This window comes from Parerythrobacter lacustris (genome assembly GCF_024626475.1).
GTDB lineage: Bacteria > Pseudomonadota > Alphaproteobacteria > Sphingomonadales > Sphingomonadaceae > Parerythrobacter_A > Parerythrobacter_A lacustris.
Genome location: NZ_JANKHH010000004.1, coordinates 488106 through 505295, shown reverse-complemented (window position 1 = coordinate 505295; position 17190 = coordinate 488106). Strand labels below are relative to the sequence as shown.

Genomic DNA, 17190 nt, shown 5'->3' with positions numbered 1-17190 from the left:
CGAGCGATCCCAGCTTTCGCTGGGATGACGTAAGGTTGTGACCCTCGGTTTCTCCGTCGACGAATTGCTCCCCAAGGCGCGCGGAGGTGGGCGGCTGGCGATCGGGCTGTCGAAACTGGCCGAGGATGAGTGGCTCCAGCCCGAGCCCGATCTCGCCGCACGCGAGGCAGGGTTTGCTGCCTATCCGCAAGGTATCCAGCTTTCCCCTGAAGGCGACGCTCCTGAGGCCGAACTGGCCGCAATGCTTGGCCTTAGCGGCGGACTCCCCGAAGCCGCGCGCGCGCATCACGAGGATATGTGCCTGCTCATCCTGCGCCCCGGCGACGAGCAATACCGCCTCGTCGGCGCCGCAGTGGCCTGGCCCTCCGACTGGACGCCGGCCGACAAGCTGGGCCTACCGCTGCGCGCGCTCCACGCGCCGATCCAGGGCTACGAGGAACAGCTCGCCACCGGCGTCGACCACTTCATGGCCAAGCTCAAGCCCGGCGCGATCTATGGCCGGTGCAACTGGTTCATCGCTGCCACCGGCGAACGCCGCTGGGTTGCCGAACCGCCCGAGCTGGCCTTCGCGCAGGTCTCGGCGGAAAACGCGGGCGAGACACTGTTCGTCCGCTCCGAACGCCAGACCCTGCGCCGCCTGCCCGGGACCGGTGCGATCCTTTTCACCATCGGCATCTATGTCTCTCCGCTGGGCGCGCTTTCGCCGACCAATGTCCAGCGACTGGCCAGTGCGATGGAAGGCTTGCTGAACGGCGAAGGCGAACGGCGCGGAGCAGGGGCTTACGCACACGCGCTAATCGGCTATGCGCAGCGTCAAGTAGTGGAAAGAGCACGTTAGTATGCCAGGTTCCAAGATGGTTCAGGATGCGAGCAAGATCTGGAGACCCAGGATCACGGCACCGCATCGTTTCGGCTTCGCGTCGATCGCCGCCTGCCTGCTACCTATCAGTGCGGCGGAAGCCTGCCCGACTGTCTCTCGCGAGGTCGCCGACCGGATCGAGACATCCCACCGTCAGGATCGCCGGCGTGCAGACGTAGTCGTCATTGGGACATGGTACAGTGCCGAAGATCACGAATCCTGCGGGAGTTTCGAAAACCCCTGTGTCGGGCGGATCGTCGCTTCAGAAGTCATTCGCGGTGAGAAGCTCGTGGAATACAAGATGTTCTATACTCACGAATTCAACATGTGTGATGCGAGAGATCTGGCACCTCCAACAGGTGCCTTTGCCAAGTTCTACATCGATGGCACCCCCGAGGGCGGATACCATCTGGTAGACAAGGACTACATGGATCGAAAATAGATGTTCAAGAAAATCCTGATTGCCAATCGCGGCGAGATTGCCTGCCGCGTCATCAAGACCGCCCGCCGGATGGGGATCGCCACCGTCGCGGTCTATTCCGATGCCGATGCGCGCGCTCCCTTCGTGACGATGGCCGACGAGGCGGTGCATATCGGCCCTTCGCCTGCGGCCGAGAGCTATCTGGTCGCGGACAAGATCATCGCTGCCTGCAAGCAAACCGGTGCCGAGGCCGTGCATCCGGGCTACGGCTTTCTCTCTGAGCGCACTTCCTTTGCCGAAGCGTTGGCGGCGGAGGGCATTGCCTTCATCGGCCCGCCGGTCGGTGCGATTGCGGCGATGGGGGACAAGATTGAATCCAAGAAGCTGGCGATGGAGGCCGGGGTCAACACTGTCCCCGGATCGGACGGCGAGGTTGAGACAACCGCCGATGCGCTGATGTGGGCGAACCGGATCGGCTATCCGGTGATGATGAAAGCCAGCGCCGGCGGCGGGGGCAAGGGGATGCGGCTCGCCTATAGCGACAAGGATGTCGAGGAAGGTTTCGAGGCGACCCAGCGCGAAGGGCTCAATTCGTTCGGCGACAAGCGGGTGTTCCTGGAGAAATTCATCCTCAATCCGCGCCATATCGAGATCCAGATCCTCGGCGACCAGCACGGCAACATCCTGTACCTCAACGAGCGCGAGTGCAGCATCCAGCGCCGTCACCAGAAGGTGGTGGAGGAAGCGCCGTCGCCCTTCGTCACCCCCAAGATGCGCCAGGCGATGGGGGAGCAATGCGTCGCTCTGGCGCGCGCAGTGGGATATTATTCCGCCGGCACGGTCGAGCTGATCGTCTCCGGCGCGGACCCGAGCGGGGAGAGCTTCTACTTCCTCGAAATGAACACCCGCCTGCAGGTGGAGCACCCGGTGACGGAAGCGATCACCGGGATCGACCTGGTCGAGCAGATGATCCGCGTCGCGGCGGGCGAGAAGCTGGCGATGACGCAGGACGATATCGGGATCGACGGCTGGGCGATCGAGAACCGCGTCTATGCCGAGGATCCCTATCGCGGCTTCCTGCCCAGCACCGGGCGACTGGTGCGCTATCTGCCGCCGGTACCCGGGTCCTTCGAGACGGCTCAGGCTTTGCCTTCGCCTCCTCAGGATGAGCGGAGGGGTGCAATCTCCGCTCATCCTGAGGAGAATCCGAAGCCGCAGGCAGAGGGTTCGTCTCGAAGGACGGGCCTGAGCGTTGCCGAACTGCGGGGCGGGCCGGGCCACATCCGGGTCGACGACGGCGTAGCCGAAGGCGGCGAAGTCTCGATGTTCTATGACCCGATGATCGCCAAGCTGATAACCTGGGGCGCAACGCGCGACGTGGCGGCGGATTTGCAGGTGCAGGCGCTCGACGCGTTCCGGATTGAGGGGCTCGGCCATAATGTCGATTTCCTCAGCGCGATCATGCAGCATCGGCGCTTCCGCTCGGGCGAACTGACGACGGGCTTCATCGCCGAGGAATATCCCGAGGGGTTCCACGGCGCGCCGGCGTCGGGCGAGTTGCTGCGCGCCCTGGCGGCGGTCGGCGGGGTGATCGCCACCGCCGATGCCGACCGGGCGCGGCGGATCGACCAGCAGCTCGCGGGCGAAATGTATGCTCCCGGCGACTGGACCGTACGGATCGGTTCGACCGACTACGCGGTGGCGCTGGAGGAAGACGCCATCACCGTCGACGGCGAGCCGGTCGAACTCGACATGGAATACACGCCGGGCGAGCCGATGGTCGATGTCGAGGTCGGCCCTTCGGCAGGCTCAGGACAAGCGCAGGCGCTCACGCTCCAGCTCCAGCCGACCCGTACCGGCTATGCCATCACGACCCGCGGCGCGACCCACCAGCTGCGCATCCTCCCGACCCGCATCGCGCATCTGGCGGATCACATGATCGAGAAGATTCCGCCCGATCTTTCGAAGATGCTGATCTGCCCGATGCCGGGCCTGCTGGTGAAGCTGCACGTGGCCGAGGGCGAGGAAGTCCAGCCGGGCCAGCCGCTCGCCACGGTCGAGGCGATGAAGATGGAAAACATCCTCCGCGCCGAGAAGCAGGCGGTGGTGGCGAAGATCAACGCTGCGGAAGGCGAGAGCCTGGCGGTGGATGCGGTGATTCTGGAGCTGGAATGAGGTCGGGAATTGATGAAATTGCCATTGGCTTGAAGAGTCTTTGTGCCGGAGTCGAGCATCTGAATCTTGCATTTCCTCACCGGAAGTTCACTCTTGATGGGCGGTTGGTTGGTGACATTGGGGAAATCGTCGCGGTACTGAATTTTGACATCATTCTCGATGCGACTCCCACGTCGCTTTATCGAAGTTCTCGGCCAGAGTATGATGCAACGACGCGTTGCGGTTCCCATAACATTCAAATCAAGGCGACTTTTCAAGACGCACTAACGTTCAAAAATCCGAATGGCCTATTCCTGGGTATAAAGCTGTTTCATGACGGTCGGCATGAAGTCGTGTATAACGGTCCTGCGGTGCATATTTTCGATGAATTTCAACATCGTCGAGGCATTGGTGTTAAGTTACTGCGCTTCCCTAACTGGAAACTGAGGGCAATTGAGGAAAGATATCCTGAGCGTCTCACGATCCCAAGAATTATAGCTAGTCCTCCACCATCGCCACAGCCCTGATCCAGCCAGCGCTCGCGCGCTCGATCTTCACCGGGAAGCAGCTGACGGTGAAGCCGTGGCTGGGGAGGGCGGCGAGATTGGTCAGTTTCTCGATCTGGTAATAGGGGCGGATGCGCCCGGCCTTGTGGCCTTCCCAGATGATTGCGGGATCGCGCGTTTCGGCCCAGCGCCGCGCGGTGTGGCTGAAGGGCGCATCCCAGCTCCACGCATCGGTGCCGACCACTTCGATGCCGCGCTCTGTCAGCCAGAGCGTTGCCTTTTCGCCGAGGCCTACACCTTGGTCGGTGAAATTGTCGGTCCCGTAGACCGCGCCCGATTGGACCAGCACGATGTCGAGCGGCTGGAGCGCATAGCCGATCCGGTCCAGTTCCGCCTCGACCTCGGCGGCTGTCACCACATGGCCGTGCGGCAGGTAGTTGAAATCCAGCTTCACGCCAGGGCGGAAAAATCGGTCGAGCGGGGCCTCGTCGATGCTCGGCGCGGGGCTTGCTCCGCTGTCGGTGGTCGAATGGAAATGCCACGGCGCATCCATATGCGTGCCGTTGTGGGTGCTGAGCTCGAGCATCTCGACCGCCCAGCCTTCGCCATCGGGCAGATCGTCCTTCTCAAGGCCCGGAAAGAACATCGCGATCTGCTGCCAGGTGTCCTGATGCGTCATGTAGGTGATCTTCGGCCGCATCACCTCAGGGTCCGATACGACGTCGTTGGTGATCGGGATCGAGAGGTCGATAAAGCGCGTCATGTTGCGCAGCATTGTGCGCAGCAAATGCCCGCGTCAATGCGACTGTAGTTGCTCGTCGAGGAAAGCGGCCACGTCCGCCAGCTCGACATCACGCGCAAGGAACGCCTCGCCGATCCCGCGCAGCAGGATGAAGGGCAGGGTACCGGCATCCATCTTCTTGTCGTGCAGCATATGATCTGCCAGCCGCCGTCCATTGCAATCGAGTCCGAGCGCCGATATTTCGCTCGGCAGACCGGCTGCATCGATTGCAGCGCTTACCCGCGCGGCGTCGCCATCGGAAATCAGCCTGCGCCGCGCGGAATAGCGCGCAGCGAGCACCATGCCCAGCGCCACCCCTTCGCCATGCAGCAATCTGTCGGAAAAGCCGGTCTCCGCCTCGAGCGCATGGCCGAAGGTGTGGCCGAGGTTGAGCAGCGCGCGCGTGCCGCTGGTCTCGCGCTCGTCCTCCGCGACGATGCGGGCCTTTGCCGCAACGCTGGTGGCGACCGCATGTTCGAGGGGGCCAGGCTCGCGCGAAACCACAGCAGCGCCGTTCGCCGCCAGCCAGTCGAAAAATGAACGGTCGCCCAGTATCCCGTATTTGATCACTTCGGCATAACCTGCGCGCATCTCGCGGTCGGGCAGGGTGTCGAGCGTCGCCAAATCGGCCAGCACCAGCGCGGGCTGGTGGAATGCGCCGACGAGGTTCTTGCCCGCTGCGGTATTGATCGCGGTCTTGCCGCCGATCGAGCTGTCAACCTGCGACAGCAGCGTAGTCGGCAACTGCACGAAGCCGCAGCCGCGCTTGACGATCGAGCAGGCGAAACCGGTCAGATCGCCGACCACGCCGCCACCCAGCGCAAACACGTGGTCGCCGCGCTCGATGCCGCGTTCCAGCAGCCAGTCGACCAGTTTCTGCAGGCTCTCCCAGCTTTTCGAGCCTTCGCCGGGGGCGACATCGAACCAGTCGATGGCCTTTCCGGCAGCCGTGAATGATACTTCGATCCGCCCGCCATGCGCCGCCCGCGCATTGGCATCCGCGACGACGGTGACACGGCCCTTGCGCACGAAGTCGCGCGCCTCATCGGCGATGCGGTCGAACAGACCATGGCCGATGCGCACCTCGTAGCTGCGACCGGCGAGTTCGACAGGAATTACAGCCATCGGTCGATCGCCTCGATGATTGCCACGGCGGTTTCGATATGCGGTCCGTCGTCACTCGGCACGCGAATATGCGCCTGCGCATAGGCGGGTTCACGATCCCTGCGCAGGTGGGTGAGAATTTCCCTAGGATCGCCGTCGCGCAGCAACGGGCGGGTGTTGCGGCGGCTGGTCCGTTCGACCAGCGTGTCGATCGAACAATCGATCCACACCGCTATCGCCCGATCGAGGATCAGCGCGCGCGTCTCGTCGTTGACGAAGGCACCGCCGCCGGTGGCAATGATCCCGTCGTGCTCTTCGATCAGCCGGGCGATCACCCGCCGTTCGCCATCGCGGAAATAGGCCTCGCCGAATTCGGAGAATATCTCCGCGATGCTCAGCTGCGCCGCTTCCTCGATCTCTTCGTCGGCATCGACGAAACTCTTCCCGAGCAGCATGGCCAGCTTCCTGCCAACGGTCGACTTGCCTGCCCCCATCAGTCCGACGAGCACCACCGGACGATCGATCCGCCGGGCAATTCCGGCGATCTGGGCGTCGGTTGGCCGCGCTGCGCGGTGGGTTGTCGCATCTTCTTGCATTGCCGCCTCGCCTATAGATGGGCTAGGCGAGGCGCAACTGTGCACCTTTGGGAATTGATCGACTTGACCATCTCCGCCCGACGGATCGGCATCTATCTTGCGATAGCCCTGGCCCTGGTAATTCTCGCTGCGTGGATCGACGGCGGCGAGGAACCCTTGCGCAATATCTCGCAAACGGTCGCCATGCCGGAGGGCGCGCTGTGAAGCGCCTGCTGCTTGCCGGAGCCGCTGCGCTCGCGCTGACCTCGGGCCTGGTGGTCGCGGCAGAACAGCCCGAATCGCTGCTCCCCCCCGGCTTCGACGACCCACGGCCTGCGCCCAGTCCAACCCCGGCGCCCCGTCCAGCGGGCACACCTGCCCCTTCCTCCCAGGCCAACCCCGGTGTCGCGCCGAGTTTCGGGGGCACTGTGGTCCAGCCGCTGCCGACCATTCCCTCCGGCCCCATTCCGGCGCTGCCCGACGGACTTCCCTCACTGGAAGACCTCGAAAACCTCGATCCTGACGAACTCGACAATCTGCTCGGCCTCAAACCGCGGTTCGACATTCCGCCAGCCGCCCGCCGGTCGATGTCGCAGGTCGGCATCCTCGCACCCGAAGAGGGCGGCATGCCCACCGGCGCGCTGGCGAGCCAGCCGGCATCGATCGTGCGCGCGGCGCTTGGCGGGACCACACGCCCGCTCGTCTCGCGCTGGGGCCATATCCTGCTGCGCCGTGCTTTGGCGAGCAGGCTGGAGGCACCGGCGGGGATGGCCCCAGCCGAGTTCGCGGCCCTGCGCGCCGCTGCGCTGAACAATATCGGTGAGTTCACCGTTGCGCGGGGGATCGTGCAGGATGTCGACACCGGCAACTGGAACCCGGCACTGACCGACGCTGCCATGGAAGCCTATATCGGTACTTCCGATATCTCCGGGGCCTGCCCGGCGGTGCTGCTTCAGGGGGGCAAGCGTGACGACGCGCAGTGGAAGATGCTGCAAGGCATCTGCTATGCCTTTTCCGGGCAGGCGGTGCGGTCGAACGCGGTTCTGAACCGCCTGTCACCGTCCGGGAATGTCGAGCGGATCGATATCCTGCTGGCGCAGCGCTATGCGGGTGCAGCCGGTGGCGGCCGTAGGGCCGTCAATGTTGAATGGGACGGCGTCGAAGAGATGACGCCGTGGCGCTATGCGCTGGCGATATCTGTGGGGGCGGAACTGCCGGACAATCTCGCCAGCCCGTCTGCCGCCTATTACCAGCGCGCGGCGGCGGTTGCGCCGATGCTCAAGCCATCCTTGCGGGTCGAGGGAGCGGAACGGGCTGCGCGCGAAGGCATCCTTTCGGCACATGCCTACGTCGATCTGTTCAGCCAAATTCACACGGAGGAAGGCGGGGACACTCCCGTCCGTGCGACCGCATCGCGGTTGCGCACGGCCTATGTCGCGCAGGACCCGGCGGCCCGGGCCGCAGCGATCCGTGAGATATGGGCGGAGAGTGATGGCGACGCTTTCGGGCGATACGTCCTGACCGCCTATGCCGCCGCCCGCATTCCGCCGAGCGAGGACCTGGCGGAGGGTGCGGAGGACCTGATCGCATCGATGCTTTCCGCCGGGCTCGATCGCAACGCCATGCGCTGGGCGTCGGTCGTGCCGGAAGGAAGCCTGGCGTGGGGTCAGCTTGCGCTGGCTCAGTCGCAGCGCGCCAATCCGGTGAGCGAAAGCCAGATCCGCAGTTTCTGGGATAATGACGAGAGCTCGGGGAGCCGCAAGACACAGTTCCTTGTCGCCGGGCTGGCCGGGCTCGGCCGGCTCGATCCTGGCGTCAGCGACGATCTCGCGGGCGAACTCGGTGTTTCACTCTCCGCCAACAGCAAGTGGGCGCGTCTGATCGACAAGGCCGGTGAAGTGCGCAACCCGGTGCTGGTGGCCTATCTTGCCGGGGTCGGGATGCAAGGGGATGGCTGGGACAAGATGACCCCGCGGCACCTCTACCACATTGTCTCGGCGCTGAACCGCGCGGGATTGGGAGCGGAAGCACGGATGATCGCCGCGGAGGCGGTCGCGCGCGGCTGAGCGGGCGATGACCGCGGCGATCGACGACTTCCTCGCGATGATGGCGGCGGAGCGCGGCGCTGCGCAGAATACGCTCGCCGCATACCGGCGCGATCTCGAAGGCGCCGAGGCGATCACCGGGGATCTCGCCGCTGCGAGCAAGTCCGATCTGGCCCAACTTGCCTTTGCCTGGACCGATCTTGCGCCTTCGACCCTGGCGCGCAAATCCTCTGCCCTGCGCCAGTTCTTCGGCTTCCTGCTCGACGAAGGTCTGCGTGACGACGATCCGAGCGCCGCACTCCCGCAAGCGAAAGCACGCAGACCGCTCCCCAAAATACTCTCACATGCCGAGATCGGGCGCCTGTTCGCCCGGGCCGAAGACGAGGCGGCTGGTGATCGGCCCGCGGCCGTGCGGATGCTCGCTCTGCTGGAACTGCTTTACGGTTCAGGCCTGCGAGCGACGGAGCTTGTCTCATTGCCGTTCGCCGCAGTGCCGCATGACGCGCCGTTTCTGACCGTCACGGGCAAGGGCGGGCAGGCCCGGATGGTGCCGGTCAGCCATCGCGCGAAGCAGGCGGTGGGGCGATGGTTGCCGCTGCGTGATGGCAAATCGCGCTGGCTTTTCCCGTCGCGTTCGGCGCACCTCACCCGCATCCGGCTCTACCAGATGCTCAAGGAGTTGGCCGTTCGCGCCGATCTCGACCCCGCAAAGCTCAGCCCGCATGTCTTGCGGCACGCATTCGCGACCCATCTGCTGGAAGGCGGCGCGGACCTGCGTGTCCTCCAGACCATGCTTGGCCATGCGGATATCGCGACCACGCAAATCTATACCCATGTCGACAGCGCGCGTCTGGTTTCACTGGTCAACGAACGGCATCCGCTTGCAGAGCGCGACACATCGGACTAGCGCAGCCGGCATGATTTCCTATCTCGAATTCGAGAAGCCGGTCGCCCAGCTCGATGCGCGGATCGCAGAACTGCGCGAGGCCACGGCCAATGACGAGGTCGACATCTCGGCCGAGCTCAAACGGCTTGAACAGAAGAGCGCCGATCTTCTCTCGAGCACCTATGCCTCGCTTACCCCGTGGCAGAAGACGCAGGTCGCCCGCCATCCGTCACGCCCGCATTTCCGTGATTTCGTCGAACACGCGTTCGAAGATTTCATGCCGCTCGGCGGGGACCGCAACTATGGTGACGATCAGGCCATCCTCGGCGGCTTCGCGCGACTGAACGGGCGCAAGGTCATGCTGATCGGGCATGAAAAGGGCAACGACACCGAGAGCCGGATCAGGCACAATTTCGGCATGGGCAAGCCCGAGGGCTACCGCAAGGCGATCCGGCTGATGGAGCTTGCCGGACGCTTCGGCATTCCGGTGGTGACGCTGGTCGACACTTCGGGTGCGTTCCCCGGTATCGAGGCGGAGGAGCGCGGGCAGGCAGAAGCGATCGCCCGCGCAACCGAGGCCTGTCTCGCCTTGCCTGTCCCGATGGTCGCGACGATCGTCGGCGAAGGCGGCTCGGGCGGCGCGGTGGCGCTCGCGAGTGCCGAGCGCGTGCTGATGTTCGAGCATGCGATATATTCGGTAATCTCGCCCGAAGGCTGCGCCTCGATCCTGTGGCGTACTGCGGAAAAGGCGTCCGATGCGGCAGAGGCGATGAAGGTCACGGCGCAGCACCTCAAGAAGCTTGGCGTGATTGACCGGATCGTGAAAGAACCCGTCGGCGGCGCGCATCGCGACCCGGCTGCCGCCATGCAATCGCTCGCCGAAGCATTGGAGGAAGAGCTCGCGGCGCTGGAGGGGAAGGATCCAGCCGAACTGCGGCGAACGCGCGAGGAGCGGTTCCTGACGATCGGCACGGTCTGAGTTTTCTCGGAACCGACTCCTGCCTGTTTCGATTGAGTTGATTGCAACTCATGCTGCATCGCGATTATGCGGCACTTACAGGGATTGAGGAGATCGCAATGGCCAAGGGCAAATCACGGATTCTGGGCGGCGTTGCGCTCGCCACTCTCGCGCTGACCGGCTGCGCAGCGGGGAGCATTCCCGGCGCGTCGACACCAATTACCCAATCGGAAGCGCAACAGGGTGCCGAATACCATCCGCAACTTCTCGCCGAGTTCGGCGGCACCTATCAGGGATCGCAAGCCGCCTATATCGAGTCGGTCGGGAAAAACATTGCGGTCCAATCGGGCCTCGGCAACGCGCGGGAGGACTTTACCGTTTCCGTGCTCAACAGTCCGGTCAACAACGCTTTCGCGATCCCCGGCGGCTATATCTACACCACGCGCCAGCTGGTCGCGCTGATGAATAACGAGGCCGAGCTTGCCGGTGTGCTCGGTCACGAGGTCGGGCATGTCGCCGCGCGCCATTCGCAGCGCCGCCAGAGCGCCGCACAGCAGAACACTCTGATCGGGGCGGGGCTCGCCATCCTCACCGGCGTGCTGCTGGGGGACAGTCAAGTAGGCAACACCCTGTCACGCGGCTTCCTGCAGGGATCGCAGCTCCTGACCTTGCGGTTCTCGCGCACGCAGGAGCTCGAGGCCGACGAACTGGGCATTCAATATCTGACGGGTGCCGGTTACGACCCGCGCGCCATGTCGACCGTGCTGCAAAGCCTTGCCTCGCAGAACGCGCTCGACGCGCAATTGCAAGGTGCAGGCAACGCCAGCATTCCCGAATGGGCGTCGACCCATCCCGACCCGCAGAGCCGCGTGCAGACGGCGCTGACCAAGGCGGGCGCGGGGACCGGGACGCTCAATCGCGATGTCTTCCTCACCCGCATCGACGGGATTCTATACGGCGACGACCCGGCACAGGGCGTGATCGAGGGGCAGCAGTTCATCCACCCGGACCTGCGGCTGTCGTTCTCGGTGCCGCAAGGCTTTTACATGGTGAACAGCCCGCGCGCGGTGTCGATCAATGGGCAAAGCGGCAAGGCGCAATTCAGCACCGGGCCCTATTCGGGAAATCTGGAAACCTATCTGCGTTCGGTCTTCACCGCTTTGGGCGGCCAGCAGCAGGCTCTCGCTCCCTCGTCGATCCAGCGTACCACGGTCAACGGCATTCCGGCCGCCTATGGCACCGCACGGGTCAACAACGGCAGCAGCCAGGTCGATGTGACGGTGTTTGCCTATGAATTCGGTAACAGCCAGGCGTTTCACTTTGCCACCATCGTCCCGGCTGGCCAGTCGGGCACGTTCAATGCGATGTTCAATTCGGTGCGCCGCATTTCGACCAGCGAAGCGGCGGCGATCAAGCCGCGCTATATCGATGTGGTGACCGTCGCGCGTGGAGACACGGTGCAGTCGCTGGCCAACCGCATGGCCTATGATTCTGGCAAGGTGGAACGATTCCGCGTTCTAAACGCGCTCGGCCCGAACGACACGCTGCAGGCTGGGCAGAAGGTCAAGCTGGTCGTCCGCAGCCGCTGATCGGGCGGGAACAAAAAAAAGAGCGGCGGGATCGCTCCCGCCGCTCTTCCTTTTTACTTGGAACGAACGCCTATCAGACGGTGTTCGATTCACCCATCTTCGTCGACACGGTCGAGAAAGTGGTGTTCAGCTCGTTGCCGAGGCCCTGCATCGCGGTGATCGCAGCAACTGCGATCAGGGCGGCGATCAGGCCGTATTCGATGGCGGTTGCGCCGTCTTCGTTGCGGAGCAGTTTGTTGAGAAACTTCATTTTCGGTCTCCTGGTGTGGTCTTCTTACCCGCTCTTCCCCTGGTCAGTTTGGAAAAGAGTGACTTCGAACTACATGGAAGAAATTGACGAAACGCTAAGCGTGCATGCTTAAGATTTCATTCCCCCATGTTGTCTGACACCTTGTTCGAAATCACTGCCCAAAGGCCGGTGTTTTCGTTGGCTACCGCCTCGAAAGCACCAATACATGCAATCACGATCAAGGATGCGATCAACCCGTATTCGATGGCTGTGCCGCCACGCTCGTCTCTCGCGATGAGCTTGAGAATTGAACGAATGTGCATCGGAAAACCCCTACTCCGTGGCTGATCGATCGCCTTTTTCGCGCCAAGGGATTAAGAAAGGGTTGAGAGGGAGCTGCGCGATGGAAAGTATCCCGACATGGATCCCTGTGGTGGCGCTGGCGCTGCGCGCATCGAACGGCCGAGTTCTGATGCATCGCAGGCCATTTGAGAAAGCGCATGGCGGGTTGTGGGAATTTCCTGGCGGCAAGGTCGAAGCGGGCGAACATCCTGTAATTGCGCTGGTTCGAGAGATTTCGGAGGAGCTGGCGGTCGGGATCGACCCGTCGCATCTTGAGCCTGTCGGATTTGCCCAGACAACGGTTGACGGTGCCGCACCACCGATTGTCATTTTGCTTTACGCTTGCACGGCCTGGACAGGCGAGCTGACTTCGCAGGAGGGAGGCGCAATCGGATGGTTCGACGAGGCCGAGGTCAAGGCGCTCGACAAGCCGCCGCTCGATATCATGCTGGCCGATCAGCTGTTTGCAAAAAGCCCGCGCTAGGGGCTTGCCAAGCGCCGAGGCCGCGCTTAAGTGCCGCCCTCCAAGCGCGCCCGTAGCTCAGCTGGATAGAGCACCAGACTACGAATCTGGGGGTCGGACGTTCGAATCGTTCCGGGCGCGCCAAACATCAAAGGCCGTCTCCGCAAAGGGGCGGCCTTTGATGTTTGAGGGGGTCATGGGCGCGTCGAATCTTCGTAGTCGAGGCGAAGCCGAGACGTCCGGAGCGTAGCGAAGGACAATCGTTTCGGGCGCGCTCGAAAAGGGGCCCATCCCGGCTTCGGGGTGGGCTTTTCTCTTGCAGCCGCAAGCGGCGATGTATTTTCAATCTCCCGCCGAATCCTCGAGCGCGTGCATCTCTTCGTCGGAGAAGCCAAAATGGTGCCCGGCCTCGTGGATCACCACGTGCCGCACCAGCGCCTCGAATTCGACCCCGGTTTCGCGCCATTCGCGCAGCAGCGGCTGGCGGAACAGTGTGATCATTGCCGGAAGCGTGCCCGATTCCCAGCTCGATCGCTCATCGATCGGTCGGCCCTCGTAAAGCCCGGTCAAATGCCACTGGCTTGAAATGCCAACCGAGGCCAACTGCTCGGGGCTGGCGAACTCGCGGATGTCGAGCACCACATCTTCCATCTGCTCGCGCAGATGGGCGGGCAGGGCGCTCAGGGTCTCGAGCGCAATCTGTTCGAAATCCTGCGTGGTCGGCATTCTCGCGGCTGGTGTGGTCATGCGTAAGATATGGCGCGGCACTCGGCCATTCCAAGGTCCCGATTGCGGAACAACAGCCAGCGCGGCGGGTTGCACTGACAACCGATGGATTCCACCCGACCAATTGCAGGAGCACAGCAATGTCCGCCACCAAGGCCATTTTCGCCCGTCTCAAGGAAGATCACGACAAGCACCGAGATTTGCTGGACAGGATCGGCAAGACGCAGGGCGACAGCGCCGAACGCGAGCAGCTGTTTACCGAACTCACGAAAGAGCTCAAGGGCCATGCCGCCGCCGAGGAGCAGGCACTCTATTCGACGATGCTGCGCAAGCCCGAGACGACCGACGAAACCCGCCATTCGGTGGCGGAACACCACGAAATCGACGAAATGCTCAATGACCTTGCCGCAACCGACATGTCGAGCGGTGGCTGGCTGGTGAAGTTCCGTTCGTTCGACGACCGCTATCGCCATCACATCGAAGAGGAAGAGGAGGAGCATTTTCCCGACTTCTCGAACTATCTGACGGCGGAGGATGAAGAACACATGCGCAAGGTCTTCGACCGCCGCAAGCGCGAGGAAAAGGCCGATGCCGAGGTGACGCCTGAAGCGAAGGAAGACGCGAAGGAGTAGGCTCCGGGCAGCAATCAAACTGCCGCGCCATGTTGCCTTCGCCCCGTTCCACCCTATCTTTCCCAGCAAATCGGTAATCTGCGCGCAGCGCGACGGGGGAACGGACGATGACGAACGTGGCAAGCTGCGGCGATGACGATGCGGTTGATGGATCGGGGATCATCAAACCCGCTGTTCCTGCGCAGGTACAGGATGCTATCCGCACGCTGATCGAGTGGGCGGGTGACGATCCAACCCGTGAGGGCTTGCTCGATACGCCGCAGCGAGTGGGCCGCGCGTGGCTGGAATATTGCCAGGGCTACAAAGAAGATCCGGCGGTTCATTTGGGCCGCGTGTTCGAGGAAGTCGGCGGCTACGATGAAGTCGTGATGCTAAAAGACATCCCGTTCCAGAGCCATTGCGAACATCATATGGCTCCGATCACGGGGAAGGCATCGATCGCCTATCTCCCGGATAAGCGCGTGGTGGGGATATCGAAGCTGGCACGCGTGCTGCACGGCTTTGCTCGCCGCCTGCAGATCCAGGAACGACTCACGGCAGAGGTCGCGCAGTGCATCTGGGACAATCTGCAACCGCACGGCGTGGCCGTGGTGATCGAGGCGCAGCATGGCTGCATGACCGGGCGCGGGGTGCGGACCCCGGGCGTCGGGATGATCACCTCGCGCTTGCTCGGTTGCTTCCTCGACGATCACCGCAGCCGCAAGGAAGTGCTCGGCCTGATGGGCTATGGCTGATCGCGGCAGCCCATAGCGCGCACAAGAAAGGCGCCGTTCCGATAGGGAGCGGCGCCTTCTTTTAGCAGTTCTGCCGTACGATCAGAGCTGGCCGAGCAGATGCTCCGCGCTCGAAACCGAGAAATCGCCCGGTGCCTCGACGTTCAGTTCCCTGACCACGCCATCCTCGACGATCATCGAGAAGCGCTGGCTGCGCTTGCCCATGCCGAAGCCCGAGAAATCGGCGCTGAGGCCAAGCGCTTCGGCGAAGTCGGCATTACCGTCGGCCAGCATGGTGATGTCGTCGCTGCCGGAGGCCTTGTTCCATGCACCCATGACGAAAGCATCGTTGACCGAAGTCGCAACGATCTCGTCCACGCCCTTCGATTTCAGCTCGTCTGCCTTCTCGACATAGCCGGGCAGGTGGCGCGCCGAACAGGTCGGGGTGAATGCGCCAGGTACGGCGAACAGGGCAACCTTTTTGCCCGCAAAGTAGTCGCTCGACTGGACCTGTTCCGGTCCGCCTTCGGTTACCTTGACCAGTTTCACGTCGGGCAGCTTGTCTCCAACCGCAATCGTCATGGCGCAATTTCCTTTCGCGTTTGCATTTGTCTGCGCCCGATATAGGCACGAGGCTGCGCGGGGCAACGGGAAAGGATATAAAGAAAACTTTATATTTGCCTCTCCGAGGGGCAATCGCTAGATGGCCGCCAGTATCGCACGGGCACTGAAGCGCCCGCATGCAGCCCGTAACAGGAGACACAGCGTGGCCACTGCCGCTCTCGACAAGGACTATATCGTCAAGGACATTTCGCTCGCCGAGTACGGCCGTGACGAGATCGCCATCGCCGAAACCGAAATGCCCGGCCTGATGGCGCTGCGCGACGAATATGGTGCCGAGCAGCCGCTGAAGGGCGCGCGGATCACCGGTAGCTTGCACATGACGATCCAGACTGCGGTGCTGATCGAAACGCTGGTCGCGCTTGGCGCCGATGTGCGCTGGGCAACCTGCAACATTTTCTCCACGCAGGACCACGCCGCTGCGGCGATCGCCGCATCGGGCATTCCGGTGTTCGCGATCAAGGGCGAAAGCCTGGCCGATTACTGGGACTATGTCGGCAATATCTTCGACTGGTCGAGCGAAGCCGACCCTGACCTGACCGCCAATATGATCCTCGACGATGGTGGCGATGCCACCATGTTCGCGTTGTGGGGCGCGCGGATCGAAGCGGGCGAAACCATGCCCGAGCCGACCAATGCCGAAGAAATCGAAATGCAGCGCGCGCTGAAGGCGTTCGTCGCGAAAAAGCCGGGCTACCTCACGGCTTCGGTCAAGAACATCAAGGGCGTCTCGGAAGAGACCACAACCGGCGTGATGCGGCTGTACCAGATCTCGAAGCAGGGCAAGCTCCCGTTCCCGGCGATCAATGTCAACGACAGCGTGACCAAGTCGAAGTTCGACAATCTCTACGGCTGCAAGGAATCGCTGGTCGATGCCATCCGCCGCGCGACCGATGTGATGCTGGCCGGCAAGGTCGCCTGCGTTGCGGGTTACGGCGATGTCGGCAAGGGCTCGGCAGCTTCGCTGCGTGACGGCGGCGCGCGGGTGATGGTCACCGAGATCGACCCGATCTGCGCCTTGCAGGCAGCGATGGACGGCTATGAAGTGGTGACGATGGAAAACGCGGTGCAGCGCGCCGACATCTTCGTCACCGCAACCGGCAACGAAGACGTGATCACCGCCGAACACATGAAGGCGATGAAGAACATGGCGATCGTGTGCAACATCGGCCACTTCGACTCCGAGATCCAGATTTCGGCGCTCGACAATTACAACTGGAAGCAGGTCAAGGAAGGCACGGACCTGGTTACCTTCCCCGACGGCAAGTCGATCATCGTGCTCGCCAAGGGGCGCCTGGTGAATCTCGGCTGCGCCACCGGTCACCCGAGCTTCGTGATGTCGAGCAGCTTCACCAACCAGACGCTGGCGCAGATCGAACTGTTCAAGAACACCGACCAGTACGCCAACGACGTCTATGTGCTGCCCAAGCATCTGGACGAGAAGGTCGCTGCGCTGCACCTCGAGAAGCTCGGCGTCCAGCTGACCCAGCTGAGCCAGAAGCAGGCCGACTATATCGGCGTGCCGCAGGCCGGCCCGTTCAAGCCGGACCATTACCGCTATTGATTTGCTTGTTCGATGCGCGAAA

Annotated in this window: 20 protein-coding genes and 1 tRNA gene; 14 read left to right on the top strand and 7 right to left on the bottom strand. The window is 63.0% G+C overall.

From position 1 onward, the window contains the following. Nucleotides 1-37 precede the first annotated feature (37 nt). Genes NSO95_RS09000 through NSO95_RS08985 form a run of 4 tightly spaced genes read left to right on the top strand, consistent with a single transcriptional unit; the run spans nt 38 to nt 3961 of the window. A complete protein-coding gene (locus NSO95_RS09000; RefSeq protein ID WP_257595863.1) occupies nt 38-838 on the top strand; it encodes a heme-dependent oxidative N-demethylase family protein in 801 nt (266 codons plus the stop codon). A gap of 1 nt (nt 839) precedes the next feature. Next, entirely contained in the window at nt 840-1301 is a 462-nt protein-coding gene (locus tag NSO95_RS08995) for a hypothetical protein (RefSeq protein ID WP_257595862.1), read from the top strand. Beyond that, nucleotides 1302-3455 carry an acetyl-CoA carboxylase biotin carboxylase subunit gene (locus NSO95_RS08990; protein WP_257595861.1) on the top strand — a complete coding sequence of 718 codons (2154 nt, stop codon included), beginning with the start codon at nt 1302-1304 and terminating at the stop codon, nt 3453-3455. It begins immediately after the preceding gene. Continuing rightward, nucleotides 3452-3961 (top strand): DUF6998 domain-containing protein, encoded by a 510-nt coding sequence (locus tag NSO95_RS08985; RefSeq protein WP_257595860.1) that lies wholly within the window; start codon nt 3452-3454, stop codon nt 3959-3961. The genes NSO95_RS08990 and NSO95_RS08985 overlap by 4 nt, the downstream gene beginning before the upstream one ends. Here the strand turns inward: NSO95_RS08985 and NSO95_RS08980 are convergent. Genes NSO95_RS08980 through NSO95_RS08970 form a run of 3 tightly spaced genes read right to left on the bottom strand, consistent with a single transcriptional unit; the run spans nt 3933 to nt 6421 of the window. Next, nucleotides 3933-4703 carry a cyclase family protein gene (locus NSO95_RS08980; RefSeq protein WP_257595859.1) on the bottom strand — a complete coding sequence of 257 codons (771 nt, stop codon included), beginning with the start codon at nt 4701-4703 and terminating at the stop codon, nt 3933-3935. The two genes, NSO95_RS08985 and NSO95_RS08980, sit on opposite strands and share 29 nt — an antisense overlap. A 33-nt stretch (nt 4704-4736) precedes the next feature. Beyond that, the gene (aroB, locus tag NSO95_RS08975; RefSeq protein WP_257595858.1) at nt 4737-5846 is read right to left on the bottom strand and encodes a 3-dehydroquinate synthase; all 1110 of its coding nucleotides are present in this window, start codon (nt 5844-5846) and stop codon (nt 4737-4739) included. After that, nucleotides 5837-6421: a shikimate kinase gene (locus NSO95_RS08970; RefSeq protein WP_257595856.1), complete on the bottom strand. Its 585-nt coding sequence runs from the start codon at nt 6419-6421 to the stop codon at nt 5837-5839. Before NSO95_RS08970 ends, aroB begins: the two co-directional genes overlap by 10 nt. 63 nt (nt 6422-6484) lie before the next feature. Here NSO95_RS08970 and NSO95_RS08965 point away from each other — a divergent pair, with 63 nt between their 5' ends. The 5 genes from NSO95_RS08965 (at nt 6485) to NSO95_RS08945 (ending at nt 11878) form a co-directional block, all read left to right on the top strand. Further along, nucleotides 6485-6625, top strand: a complete 141-nt coding sequence (locus NSO95_RS08965) for a hypothetical protein (RefSeq protein WP_257595855.1) — start codon at nt 6485-6487, stop codon at nt 6623-6625. Then, nucleotides 6622-8466, top strand: coding sequence for a hypothetical protein (locus tag NSO95_RS08960; RefSeq protein WP_257595854.1), 1845 nt, complete (start codon nt 6622-6624; stop codon nt 8464-8466). Before NSO95_RS08965 ends, NSO95_RS08960 begins: the two co-directional genes overlap by 4 nt. 7 nt (nt 8467-8473) lie before the next feature. Next, nucleotides 8474-9352: a tyrosine recombinase gene (locus NSO95_RS08955; RefSeq protein WP_257595853.1), complete on the top strand. Its 879-nt coding sequence runs from the start codon at nt 8474-8476 to the stop codon at nt 9350-9352. 10 nt (nt 9353-9362) lie between these two features. Beyond that, on the top strand, nt 9363-10310 hold the full coding sequence (locus NSO95_RS08950; RefSeq protein ID WP_257595852.1) for an acetyl-CoA carboxylase carboxyltransferase subunit alpha: 948 nt from the start codon (nt 9363-9365) through the stop codon (nt 10308-10310). Nucleotides 10311-10408: 98 nt separating this feature from the next. Continuing rightward, nucleotides 10409-11878, top strand: a complete 1470-nt coding sequence (locus NSO95_RS08945) for a M48 family metalloprotease (protein ID WP_257595851.1) — start codon at nt 10409-10411, stop codon at nt 11876-11878. Nucleotides 11879-11951: 73 nt separating this feature from the next. Here the strand turns inward: NSO95_RS08945 and NSO95_RS08940 are convergent, their stop codons facing one another. Further along, a complete protein-coding gene (locus NSO95_RS08940) occupies nt 11952-12128 on the bottom strand; it encodes a Flp family type IVb pilin (RefSeq protein ID WP_257595850.1) in 177 nt (58 codons plus the stop codon). A gap of 116 nt (nt 12129-12244) precedes the next feature. Next, the gene (locus NSO95_RS08935) at nt 12245-12430 is read right to left on the bottom strand and encodes a Flp family type IVb pilin (RefSeq protein ID WP_257595849.1); all 186 of its coding nucleotides are present in this window, start codon (nt 12428-12430) and stop codon (nt 12245-12247) included. 110 nt (nt 12431-12540) lie between these two features. Here NSO95_RS08935 and NSO95_RS08930 point away from each other — a divergent pair, with 110 nt between their 5' ends. Together NSO95_RS08930 and NSO95_RS08925 are read left to right on the top strand one after the other, a co-directional pair. Next, entirely contained in the window at nt 12541-12933 is a 393-nt protein-coding gene (locus NSO95_RS08930; RefSeq protein ID WP_366519002.1) for a (deoxy)nucleoside triphosphate pyrophosphohydrolase, read from the top strand. 46 nt (nt 12934-12979) lie between these two features. Beyond that, a tRNA-Arg gene (locus NSO95_RS08925) sits at nt 12980-13056 on the top strand. A gap of 198 nt (nt 13057-13254) precedes the next feature. Here NSO95_RS08925 and NSO95_RS08920 read toward each other — a convergent pair. Beyond that, a complete protein-coding gene (locus NSO95_RS08920) occupies nt 13255-13659 on the bottom strand; it encodes a metallopeptidase family protein (protein WP_257595848.1) in 405 nt (134 codons plus the stop codon). 119 nt (nt 13660-13778) lie between these two features. Between NSO95_RS08920 and NSO95_RS08915 the strand changes: the two genes are divergently transcribed. Further along, nucleotides 13779-14270, top strand: coding sequence for a hemerythrin domain-containing protein (locus NSO95_RS08915; protein WP_257595847.1), 492 nt, complete (start codon nt 13779-13781; stop codon nt 14268-14270). A gap of 107 nt (nt 14271-14377) precedes the next feature. Further along, nucleotides 14378-15004, top strand: a complete 627-nt coding sequence (folE, locus tag NSO95_RS08910; RefSeq protein ID WP_257595846.1) for a GTP cyclohydrolase I FolE — start codon at nt 14378-14380, stop codon at nt 15002-15004. An 81-nt stretch (nt 15005-15085) separates the two neighbouring features. Here the strand turns inward: folE and NSO95_RS08905 are convergent, their stop codons facing one another. After that, nucleotides 15086-15565 (bottom strand): peroxiredoxin, encoded by a 480-nt coding sequence (locus tag NSO95_RS08905; protein WP_257595845.1) that lies wholly within the window; start codon nt 15563-15565, stop codon nt 15086-15088. A gap of 121 nt (nt 15566-15686) precedes the next feature. On the opposite strand from NSO95_RS08905, the gene ahcY reads away from it, so the two are divergent. After that, entirely contained in the window at nt 15687-17168 is a 1482-nt protein-coding gene (gene ahcY, locus NSO95_RS08900) for an adenosylhomocysteinase (protein ID WP_301332560.1), read from the top strand. Nucleotides 17169-17190 lie beyond the last annotated feature (22 nt).